Annotated in this window: 6 protein-coding genes and 4 tRNA genes; 3 read left to right on the top strand and 7 right to left on the bottom strand. The window is 31.9% G+C overall.

Features of this window, described 5'->3' with window-relative positions:
* Positions 1–273: 273 nt before the first annotated feature.
* Positions 274–3,300 carry a PAS domain S-box protein gene (locus WC223_10335; GenBank protein ID MFA6924638.1) on the top strand — a complete coding sequence of 1,009 codons (3,027 nt, stop codon included), beginning with the start codon at positions 274–276 and terminating at the stop codon, positions 3,298–3,300.
* Between the two features lie 86 nt (positions 3,301–3,386).
* Entirely contained in the window at positions 3,387–5,657 is a 2,271-nt protein-coding gene (locus WC223_10340; protein MFA6924639.1) for a glycosyltransferase family 39 protein, read from the top strand.
* A gap of 99 nt (positions 5,658–5,756) precedes the next feature.
* On the opposite strand, the gene gdhA is transcribed toward WC223_10340, so the two are convergent.
* The 5 genes from gdhA to WC223_10365 form a co-directional block, all read right to left on the bottom strand.
* On the bottom strand, positions 5,757–7,097 hold the full coding sequence (gdhA, locus tag WC223_10345) for an NADP-specific glutamate dehydrogenase (protein ID MFA6924640.1): 1,341 nt from the start codon (positions 7,095–7,097) through the stop codon (positions 5,757–5,759).
* A 299-nt stretch (positions 7,098–7,396) separates the two neighbouring features.
* Positions 7,397–7,470, bottom strand: a tRNA-Arg gene (locus WC223_10350).
* Between the two features lie 8 nt (positions 7,471–7,478).
* Positions 7,479–7,553 (bottom strand) — tRNA-Pro (locus WC223_10355).
* A gap of 56 nt (positions 7,554–7,609) precedes the next feature.
* Positions 7,610–7,698: transfer RNA gene (locus WC223_10360), tRNA-Ser, on the bottom strand.
* 41 nt (positions 7,699–7,739) lie between these two features.
* Positions 7,740–7,812 (bottom strand) — tRNA-Lys (locus WC223_10365).
* Between the two features lie 89 nt (positions 7,813–7,901).
* On the opposite strand from WC223_10365, the gene WC223_10370 reads away from it, so the two are divergent.
* Positions 7,902–8,600 (top strand): 16S rRNA (uracil(1498)-N(3))-methyltransferase, encoded by a 699-nt coding sequence (locus WC223_10370; GenBank protein MFA6924641.1) that lies wholly within the window; start codon positions 7,902–7,904, stop codon positions 8,598–8,600.
* 47 nt (positions 8,601–8,647) lie between these two features.
* Here WC223_10370 and WC223_10375 read toward each other — a convergent pair whose 3' ends face one another.
* Positions 8,648–9,172: an adenine phosphoribosyltransferase gene (locus WC223_10375; protein MFA6924642.1), complete on the bottom strand. Its 525-nt coding sequence runs from the start codon at positions 9,170–9,172 to the stop codon at positions 8,648–8,650.
* Positions 9,173–9,847: 675 nt separating this feature from the next.
* A partial coding sequence (locus WC223_10380; protein ID MFA6924643.1) for an insulinase family protein occupies positions 9,848–12,555 on the bottom strand: 2,708 nt, incomplete at its 5' end.

Consider the following 12,555-nt stretch of genomic DNA (forward strand, 5'->3'; position numbering starts at 1 on the left):
CATTTTTATATGCCGCAAATATTTATTTTTTTAATTTATTTAAAATCATATTTATATTTGGTTTGTAAAAATATTGTAGTATTATTAACTTAAGATTAACAAAAGATTAAAACAACATTAAGATTGCATTAAGAAACTCCAAAAATATCAATTCATGTCTTTTAATTGGTAATTTTGTTTATTAAATAAAGCGATTGACTTATTTGTGTTTCGCAAACACCATAATCAGTTATTTAATGATGTCATTTAAAAATAATTTTTTCGATACTTCTCATGAAAAAAATAAAACTAAACAGCATTTATCAATTATTGATAATAATGATAATTGTTTCATTGTTCCTTACAATAGCATCAATTATTATTATATACAAAATAACTTATAATGAAAAAAGAATTTTCCTGAAAGAGCTTTGTGAAAATCAAAAAGAAATTATTCAATCAATGTTTAAAGAAACAAAAGATGCAAATGCAATACTAAGCGTTCTTAACAATCAGAGTAAAATAACTAATGGCATGGGAACTACCGGCGAATATACCATTGGTTATTCAAAGAACGATTCAATTGTTTTTTTAATAAGAATGCGACAGAGCAAGCAAACAAATCACCCCCATATATCTCTGAAATCCGACAGTGCTATTCCAATGCAATATGCACTATCAGAAAACACAGGATTCATTAAAGGAAAAGATTATAACGGCAAAATGGTATTTTCATATTGTACTTACATTCCCGAGTTCAAATGGGGAATAGTTGCAAAAATGGATATGTCGGAAGTACGTTTACCTTTTTACAGAGCAGGTATTTACGCAATAATTTCCTCAATAATTCTTATAATTCTCTCAATAATATTTTTCAAAAGAGTATCACTTCCTATTACAAAAAAAATTGATGAGAGCGAAGAAAATTACCGCAGGTTATTTGAATATTCTGCAATCCCAATTTGGAAAGAAGATTATTCGGAAATAAAAAAATATTTTGACAAATTAAAATATTCAGGTGTTACAGATTTCAGAGCTTATTTCGAGGCACATAAAAGCGAAATAAATCATCTTGCATCTTTGATAAAAGTTGTGGAAATTAATCAAAAAAGTGTTGAACTTTTCAATGCCGAGAGCAAAGAAGATGTAATAAAAAACATGCTTTTTTATTTTAACGGTGCATCTCTTGATATTTTTAAAGAAGAATTAATTGTTCTTGCTGAAGGAGGCAAGCGATTTGAATGTGAAATGCCAATCCGAACATTAACAGGAGAAATCAAGATATTAAATTTGCATCTTTCCGTAGTAAAAGGATTCGAGAACACACTCTCAAATGTTTTGGTTTCGTTCATAGATATTACTGAAAGAAAAAACAATGAAGAAATACTTAGACGTTCACGGAAAGAATGGATGGAAACATTTGACATGATACCTGACATGATAACTATTCTTGATAACCGGCACAGGATAGTGCGAGCAAATAAAGCATTAACAGATAAACTCGGCATTTCACCGCAAGATACAATAGGTTTGCATTGTTATCAATGCATTCACGGAAAACAGGAGTCACCTGTGTTTTGTCCGCACACATTGATGCTTAAAGATGGAAAGGAACATATTGCAGATTTTCACGAAGAAAAACTTGGAATGGATTTGCTTGTAAGCGTAACACCAATATATGATAATAAAGGAAATTTAACCGGTTCCGTGCATATAGCACGCGATATTACAGAACGAAAACAAATTGAAGACACACTCTTATTCTTATTGCAATGTGGAAATATCGGAACAAGTAATAATTTTTTTGAATTATTAGCTCGTTTTCTTTCGGAAAGATTAGCAATGGATTTCGTGTGCATTGACAAGCTGCAAGGCGATTTGCTTTCAGCTAAAACACTTGCTGTTTATTTTGACGGAAAGTTTGATGACAATATAGAATATACATTGAAAGACACTCCTTGCGGCGATGTTGTTGGAAAAACGATTTGCACCTTCCCAAACAATGTCAGAAATTTGTTTCCAAATGATATAGTATTACAAGAGATGTATGCCGAAAGCTATATTGGTACGACCTTATGGGATTCAGCAGGGAAACCAATTGGTTTGATTGCTGTAATAGGACGAAAACCGATAACGAACCTTTCCCTTGCAGAAACAATCATGAAGTTGGTAGCAATAAGAGCAGCCGGAGAATTGGAGCGTATGCTGGCTGAGGAAATGCTCGCCAATTCGGAAATTCGCTACCGACGCCTCTTTGAAACAGCCAAAGATGGTATTCTCATACTCGATGCTGTTTCAGGAACAATTGTAGATGTGAATCCATATTTAATTGATAAGCTGGGGTACCCTTATGATGCTTTCCTTGGTAAAACAATATGGGATATTGGATTTTTCAAAGATATAGTAGCCAGTAAGGACAATTTTATAAAATTGCAGCAAAACGATTATATCCGATATGAAAACTTACCATTGGAAACCTCAGATGGACATCAGATAAATGTAGAATTTGTGAGCAATGTCTATTTCGTGAATAACCAAAAAGTTATTCAGTGCAATATCCGCGATATCACTGAACGCAAAAAATTTGAAAACGAGTTAAAAGAAAAAAATGTCGAACTTGTGGAAAGCAATGCTACTAAAGATAAATTTTTCAAGATTATCGCCCACGACATGAAAAATCCTTATATAAGTTTGCTTGGCGCTTCGGAGTTGCTGTATGAAAATGCACATAAGTACGATACAAATAAGATTGCTAAACTCACTAAAGTGCTGAATGATTCCGCAAAAAGTGGTTATGACATGCTTCTTAATTTGCTTGAATGGGCAAGATCACAGGCAGGAAGCATGATATTTCAACCTGAAATAATAAATTTAAAAGAGTTAATAGATAAGCATCTTTCAAATTTGGTTGAATACGCTTCTAACAAAAAAATAAATTTAAACTTTGATATCTCAAGCAATATTCAAGTATATGCCGATAAAAATATGCTTAATACTATTTTGCGTAATCTTATAAATAATGCGTTAAAATTTACATCCAAAGGCGGAATTGTTACAGTTAGTACAAAATATATAAATGGTTCTGTTATTATTTTTATTAAAGATACAGGAGTTGGCATAGATAATAAAGATTTTGACAAACTCTTCAGAACCGATATAAAATATAGTCAACAGGGAACTGAACTGGAAGGAGGAACAGGCTTAGGATTGTTATTATGTAAAGAATTTGTCGAAAAACATGGTGGAAAGATTTGGGTGGAAAGTGAAGTAAAAAAAGGCAGTACATTTTATTTTAATTTGAGTGACGCTGAAAATAATTAGAGGCAATTACAAACAGCATTTTATCTAAATATGGCAAGATGCTGTTATTTTTTTTATTTTTACAAAAATTTTCTCAACATATTTAAATGCTAAGAATAATAAAAAACAACAAGTTATTAATCCTCCCCTATTTTGTATTACTGTCAATAGGTGCTATTGTTATATTTTCATTTGATAAAGCAACCATTCACATAACAATAAATAAATTTCACAATCATTTTCTTGATTTTTTCTTTAAATACATAACTTATTTGGGCAATGGATACTTTGCAGTGTTGGTTGTCATATTTTTATTATTATTAAAATTCAAAAATGCAATAATTCTTGGATTAAGTTCAGCTGTATCAGGAATAATTGTCATGATTTCGAAACAAATTATTTTCAGCAATTCATTGCGACCATTGAAATATTTTGCAGGGACTTATAAATTATATCTGATTAATGGCGTTGACGTCCATTCATTTTATAGCTTTCCTTCCGGTCATACTGCAACCGCTTTCAGTGTTTTTATGTGCATAGCTATTATTTACGGCAGAAAATACAGTAAAATATTAATGCTACTTCTTGCAATATCGGTGGGATATTCAAGAATATATCTTTCACAACATTTTATGAATGATGTATTAATTGGTTCTGCCATAGGAACATTTTGTGCGTTGTTGTTTTGCTATGTTATGGAAAAGCCGAAAAACGAATGGCTTGACAAATCAATAATAAATTACACAAACTATAAACATATTCTCATAATTTTATTTGCTGCTCTTTTATACATTCCATTTATAGGAAATGTAAATTTATTCGATTGGGATGAAATAAATTTTGCCGAAGCAGCGAGAGAAATGCTCACAACTAACGATTACCTGACAGTAAAAATAAATTATTTGCCTTTTTGGGAAAAACCACCTTTGTTCATCTGGATGCAGGCAGCTTCAATGAATGTTTTCGGAATGAATGAATTTGCAGCACGATTGCCAAATGCTTTGTGCGGAATAATTACATTGCTATTGTTATTTAATATCGGCAAAAAAATATTTGATGAAAAGTTTGGATTATTGTGTGCATTGGCATTCGGCGGGGCTATTTTGCCATTTCTATATTTTAAATCGGGCATTATTGACCCATATTTTAATTTATTTATTTTCATTGGTGTTTATTGCTTTTTTATTTTTTCGGAAAACTCAAGAGCAAACAAAAAACATTTTTTTTATTTACTGCTCTCTGCATTTTTTATCGGTCTGGCTATATTGACAAAGGGACCAGCAGCATTATTGATTTTAATAATTTCAATTATCATTTATTTATTCATAACGAAACAGAAAAATATTGTTTCTCTTAAACATTTGCTGCTGTTTTTATTTATTACTGCAGTTACAGGCGGTTCGTGGTTTTTATTACAAATATGCTCCGGCAAATATTATCTTGTTGCAGATTTTTTTAAATATCAATTAAGGTTATTTAATACAAAAGATTCCGGACATGGAGGATTTTTATTTTACCATTTTATTGTATTGCTGTTTGGGGTTTTTCCTACTTCTATAATCGCCATAAAAGGATTTGGCATTAAAAATACCAACAACGAATTCCAAAATAATTTCATTAAGTTTATGATGATTTTATTTTTCGTAGTGCTTGTAATTTTCACTGTTGTGAAAACAAAAATAATACATTATTCATCACTTTGTTATTTCCCAATGAGTTTTCTGGCTGCATATACAATTTACAAATTTTTGAATGGTGAAATTAAATGGAATAAATGGATAAGCATAATGTTAGTTAGTGTTGCTTTATTTATCGGTATTTTAGAAATCTCTCTACAATTTATTATCAGATATAAAAACGAAATAATAAACTCAGGATTTATAAAAGATAAATTTGCAATTGATTGTCTTAATGCAAATGTAAGCTGGAGCGGCTATGAATTTATTCCCGGGCTTTTACTGATAATAGGCATTATAATATCTTTAATAATTTTGAAAAGAAATAAAATTCATGGAATTGTTTTATTGTATTTGACATCAATATCTTTTAGTGCATTTACAATGCTTGCCATTATTCCTAAGATTGATAAATATATTCAAAGTACAGCAATTGATTTTTATAAAAGCAAGCAAAACTGCAATTGTTATGTAGAAACAGTGGGTTTTAAAAGTTATGCTCATTTGTTTTACACAAAAAAAGAAAAACCACAAAATAAAAACGCTAATGATATAAATTGGCTTATGTCAGGGAAAATTGACAAACCAGTTTATTTCATTAGTAAAATTAACAATGCCGATGATTTCCAGAAAGCACATCCTGCTCTTGAAAAACTTTATTCTAAAAATGGGTTTGTGTTTTTTTTAAGAAAATTTAATTAACGCATATTAAAAAAACAATCCTCTTTCTACACTTTGGATGCCAATAAAAAAACGGGACAAAATATTTCATCCCGTTTAAATACTATAAAAAATAATTTATTAAACTAAACCCTGAGCTAACATTGCGTTTGCAACTTTTACGAAGCCACCAATATTTGCACCGTTCACATAATTAATGAACCCGCTCTTATCTTTACCATATTTTTCACATGTCTTATGAATGTTTATCATAATGTTGTGTAATCTTTGGTCAACTTCTTCTCTTGTCCATGATAATCTCAATGAGTTTTGACTCATTTCAAGACCTGATGTAGCAACACCACCTGCATTAGCAGCTTTGCCAGGACCAAAAAGTACTTTCTTTTCTAAAAATACCTCAACAGCTTCAGGAGTTGATGGCATATTAGCACCTTCCGATACACATATACAACCATTAGATACTAATGTTTTTGCAGCATCACCATCTAATTCATTTTGTGTAGCTGAAGGAAGAGCTATGTCGCATTTAACACCCCATGGTTTCTTGCCTGCAACAAATTCGCAACCATACTTCTTAGCGTATTCGCTAATTCTACCTCTTTTAACATTCTTCAATTCCAATACGAAAGCTAATTTTTCAGCATCAATTCCTTTTGGGTCGTAAATGTAACCTTCAGAATCTGATAAAGTAACAACTTTACCGCCTAATTGAGTAGCTTTTTCAGTTGCGTATTGAGCAACATTACCTGAACCAGATACAACAACAACTTTACCTTTGAAATCTTTACCTTGTGTTTTTAACATTTCTTCAGCAAAATAAACTTGTCCGTACCCAGTAGCTTCAGGACGAATTAAACTTCCACCCCATTCAAGACCTTTACCTGTTAACACACCTGTAAATTCACTTCTGAGACGTTTGTACTGACCAAACATGAAGCCAATTTCTCTTCCGCCAACACCAATATCACCGGCAGGAACGTCAGTATCAGGACCAATGTATTTTTGAAGTTCAGTCATAAAACTTTGAGTAAATTTCATAACTTCATTGTCTGATTTTCCTTTTGGGTCAAAATCGGAGCCACCTTTGCCGCCACCCATTGGAAGTGAAGTTAAACTGTTTTTGAAAACCTGTTCGAATGCTAAAAATTTTAAAACACCTAATGTTACTGTAGGATGAAATCTCAATCCACCTTTGTATGGACCTATTGCGCCATTCATTTGAATTCTAAAACCTCTGTTTAACTGAACTTCGCCTTTATCGTCCAACCAGGGAACTCTGAATATGAAAACTCTTTCGGGTTCTGCTATTCTTTCAAGGATTCCTTTATACTTTGGGTTTTCTTCAATGAAAGGGAAAAGAGATTCTGCAACTTCTCTAACTGCCTGGTGAAATTCTGGTTCTGCAGGATTCTTGGCAATAACTTTTGCCATGAATTGTTCTAAATTTTGATTTGTAGCCATAAATTTTTCTTTAATTTTAGTTGTTTATAAATATTGATATTATTATATTTTTATTTTGAGTGCAATATTAATTAAATAATTATTTATTTAAAAAATTATTGAACAATATTTATTAAATATTATATCATCAATAATACACCGAATAGGCAATGCACTTATTTGCGGGATAGGTATTTTTCTTATAATAGAAATAATAATTATCTAAATGAAATAAAGAAACACAACTTTAAAAAAATAGATTGAAATGAGGAAATAAATAGAGTGAAATCAACAAAAAAACAAATAATACTTACTTAGTGTGATTCCGAAGCGATTCGAACGCTTGACCCACAGCTTAGAAGGCTGTTGCTCTATCCAGCTGAGCTACGGAACCAAATTTTGTCGGGGTGGCAGGAGTTGAACCTGCGACCTCCTGCTCCCAAAGCAGGCGCGATAACCGGGCTACGCTACACCCCGTAACATAAATATTTAAAAGAACAAAGTTAGTTAATTTTTCATTAAATCAAACTTTGCGGAGAGGGGGGGATTCGAACCCCCGGTACCGTTTTACCGGTACGACAGTTTAGCAAACTGCTGGTTTAAGCCACTCACCCACCTCTCCAAAAATATGCAAAGTTAGTGATTTTCTTTTAATTTACAGTGTCTCCTCGGAGGGATTCGAACCCACGACCCATTGATTAAGAGTCAATTGCTCTACCAACTGAGCTACGAAGAGAAAAATCAAGTCAGCAAAATTAAGAAAATTTACGTTCTATAAAAGTTTTTTGAAAATATTAATTTACTTTGCAAGTTAAAAAAAATAATATGCAGTTATTTTATGCTCCGAACATAAGTAGTGGTGATTTTTTTCTTGGAGAAGAAGAATCGCATCATTGTGTTAATGTCATAAGAAAAAAACAAAATGACATTATAAACATTATTGATGGTAATGGTGGATTTTATATTGCTGAAATAATTGATGCTTCCTCAAAAAAATGTACTTTTAATATTAAAGAAAGTAAAAAAAAAGAAAGAGAAAATAAATATAAAATTCATTTAGCTGTTGCGCCCACAAAAAATATTGAACGATTTGAATGGTTTGCTGAAAAAGTTACTGAAATCGGTGTTGATGAAATAACACCTGTATTTTGTGAATTTTCGGAAAGAAAAATTTTAAAAACTCAAAGGTTAGAAAAAGTGATTTTAGCGGCTACAAAACAATCGTTAAAATTTTATTCGCCTTCATTAAATAAGCCCGTAAATTTCAAAGACCTTATAAACATTTATTTTGAAGGGCAGAAATTTATTGCACATTGCAAAGAACACACATTTGCACTAAAAGAACAATATCAACAAAAAAATAATGCTTTCATTTTTATTGGTCCCGAAGGTGATTTTTCCGATAACGAAATTGAGCTTGCTATATCGAATAATTTTATTCCGGTTAATTTAGGAAAATCAAGATTAAGAACTGAAACGGCTGCTTTGGTTGCTTGCCACACAATTAATTTATTAAATCAATAGGGTTATTTCAATTTAAACGTCTTATAAAACGCCACAGATTAATTAATTTACTCTCCTTCGAACGATACCATTGTAAATATACTTTTACCTTTTATCATTTCTCTGCCTTTGAGAGCAGGAAGCTCAACAATAAATGCACATTCCACAATAACACCACCTAATTTTTCAACTAATTTAACGGCAGCCGAAACTGTACCGCCTGTTGCTATGAGGTCATCAATTATTACAACTCTTTCATTTTTTTTAATTGCGTCTTTATGAATTTCCATTTCAGCAGAGCCATATTCGAGGTTATATTTTTCGCTAATTGTTTTATATGGTAATTTCCCCTTTTTGCGAATTGGCACAAATCCAACATTTAATTTGTATGCCAATACAGCACCAAAAACGAAGCCACGAGCGTCAATACCTATTACTTTATCAATTTTCTTGTCTTTATAACGAGTATAAAAGTGGTCGCATGCTTCACGGAATGCTTCCGCATCCTGCATTAATGTTGTAATATCTCTAAAAGTAACATTTTCTATAGGAAAATTAGGAATTGAACGGATTTTATCTTTAAGTTTTCTCATAAGAATAATTTTTAGTATTTAAAGTGCTTTGCTATGCCGAACTTGAAAAAGCAAGTACAAATATACATGTTTTTTTTAGTTTTATAACATTTTTTTTAGTAAATAACAGCATGGGTAATCTAAAATAAAAAAGGAACTTCTGCAGAAGTTCCCTTTTCGATTCCCAAAGCTTAAGTGCTTAGTGTAAAGGTTTTTTACCTTTCAATACGGGAAAAAAGTCCTAATAGGTACTTTAATGTTATAAACATACAAATAAAAAAATTAAAAAGCAAGTTTTTTATCTTTTTTTTAATTTTTTAACTTTTTGTCATTCTGTTTGTTCTCTATTGCAAGTATTGTAAAATATGGTCATTCATAAAAATTTTCTTTTGATATATTTTTTTTCATAAAGATTTTTATTTTGATATTCATTACAAATATTTATATGTTTCTTTTAAATAAATCAAAAAAGGAAATTTTTATTTCGATTAAAACTGCAATTAATTATTCAAAAAAAAGGAGGTTGTCTAAAAAGTAAAAATTTAGTATTTTTTTCTCTGTGGTTTGTGGTTCTCTGTAACTTCTCTGTGTAACAATAGAATAAAAAATTACACAGAGAGCCACAGAGAATGCACAGAGTTACACAGAGCACTTTTTGGACAGCATCTTTGGCAGTTACACGATTTAAATAACTTTCTAATACCCGAAAATTTCTTCCATTGATAGATATTTAATATTTCCGTACTTCTGCAATGAATTAATGTCAAGCTGGTCTTTTTTGCCAAGAGCAAGCACTGTGAAATTTTTATTTTTCATATATTTTTCCTCAAATGCTTTAACATCGGCAAAAGTCATGGAAGGAACTTTGGCATAAACATCTTTTCTTAAATCATAATCAATGCCAAGACGTTTCATGTTTTCATAGGTTGAAAGTATGCCCATCTTTGTAATTCTTTCGGTTCTTATCTGGTTCAAAACGGATTGTTTTGCTGTTTCAAAACTTTTATTTGATTCGGGCATATTATCAATAAGGTCTTTCATACCTTTCATAGCTTCAGGAAGTTTGTCGTTTTGTGTGCCTATGAAAGTTGAAATATAAAAACTTTTGTCTTTCCTGTTTACTCCCCCATAATAAGCCCTTGCAGTATATGCCAATGCCTTCGCTTCCCTGAGTTCCTGAAAAACTATTGATGACATTCCGTTTCCAAAATATTCGTTAAAAAGCCGCATGGCAGGTACTATGTCTTTTGAAAATGCAACTGATTTCGAAAGCATGATGAGTTCCACCTGCTTCATGTTATAGTCGGCAACATAAACCTTATTTTCATCAGTTGCCAGTTCGGTAAAAGTAATTTCAGGCGGAACGGATTTTAACTGAGCAGGAACATTATGCAATTGATTTAAAACTTTCACTAATTCTTCAGATTTCAGCAATCCATAATACAAAACATGATGATGATATGAATTCAATGTTTTAATTACAGAAAGCAAATCTTCCGGTTTCAAAGATTTCAGCTCGCTTTCGCTTAAAACATTTGTATATGGTGACTTTGCACCGTATTTACCATAATTTACCATTGCTTGCTGAAGAATAACTCCTTTGTTAAGTTTATTGTTTGCCCTTGTTTTTAGCATATCGGAAACCATATTTTTCAATGCATCTTCATTTGGCTGTGCATCGGCAAGTATATTTTCCAGAAGTTGCATTCCTTTGGTCATGTTTTCAGCCAAACCCGTCAAACCTATTGAAACCTTATCTTCGGAAGCATAAGTATTGAGTGAACAACCGATTTTGTAAAATTCCTGTTTTACCTGCGCCGGAGTTAATTTGGAAGTACCGAGATAATCGAGATAATCAAGAGCTATAGCAAGCTTATTATTGTTATTACTACCCATGTCGAAGTTGTAATTCAAATTAAATAATTTATTTTCAGTATTTTCTTTATAAAAAACTTCTATATTACTTTTCATTTTCAGCTTTTTCATATCTTTTGAAAAGTCAATAAAAACGGGCTCAATAATTGCCGGTTCTTTACTTGTTATCTGTTTTAAAAATTCGGACTGGTCGGTTCTGTTGACTTTCAATGGAGTTATATGTGGCTTCGTTATTCTCACCACGTTTTTATCAACGCCTGTTCTTTTATATACCACAACATAATTATCACCATAATACTTTTTTGCAAATTCCATTACATCCTGCTTTGTGATTTTTGATAAACGTTCAATTTTGTTCACTTCATCTGTCCATGGGGTTTCAGTAATAAATGCATTTGTCATTTCTGATGCCCTTGCTCTGTTGCTTTCCTGCTGTTTGATTTCATTCAGCTTAAAGTCATTTATAATTGCAGGAATGAGCCAATCTGGAAATTCACCTTTCTTGATAATTTCAATTTGCGAAAGGAGCAAATCCTTAACATCCTCAAGCTTCTGTCCTTCTTTCGATTTGCCCGATATTTCATGAATAGAATAATCTTTCATAATGTCTGTAAATGAAACAGCCGAAAGCACTTTCTGTTCCTGAATAAGATTAATGTCTATCAAACCCGCAACGCTGTTTGAAAGTATCATGTCAGTAATTTCGAGCAAATCTGTTTCCTTTGTGTTTGTTCCCGGAAAACGAAAGCCGATATCTACAGATTCAGCGTCAGGTCCTAAAACTTCCTTAACTATTGGTTGTGCAATTGGGTACTCAACGGGTGGAATGTATGGTTTAATATCTTTCATTTTCATTCCTCCGAATTTCTCGTCAATGAGTTTAATAATTACATCGGGATTGAAATCACCTGCAAGACATATTGCCATATTGTTCGGAAGATATCTTTCACTATAATATTTTTTTATTGCTAGCAATGATGGATTTTTTAAATGTTCGGTTTTACCTATTGTTGTTTGTGTACCATATTGATGTTTCTGAAATAATCCTGCCATCAATGCTTCTTCTATTTTTCTTTCATCCCTGTCGGCGTACATATTACTTTCTTCATAAACAGTTTCAAGCTCTGTATGAAATAAACGAAAAACAGGATTTCTGAATCTCTCAGATTCAATGTCGAGCCATGTTTCAAGTTGATTTGAAGGAATGTCATTTATATATGCGGTTACTTCGTTTGAAGTGTATGCGTTTGTACCCTTAGCACCAAGCACGCCAACCATTTTGTCATATTCATTAGGAATTGCATGTTGAGCTGCCAGCCCTGAAATACTGTCAATCTCAATATATATTTGTTTTCTTTTATTTGTATCCTTTTCTGCACGATATACTTCAAAAAGATTATCTATCTTATCAAGTAAAGGTTTTTCCTTCGAATAATCTTTGGTGCCAAACCTATCAGTTCCTTTGAACATCAAATGCTCAAGATAATGTGAAAGTCCTGTGTTATCGGCAGGGTCGTTCTTGCTGCCTT

It is taken from the genome of Bacteroidales bacterium (genome assembly GCA_041671145.1).
Taxonomy (GTDB): domain Bacteria; phylum Bacteroidota; class Bacteroidia; order Bacteroidales; family JAHJDW01; genus JAQUPB01.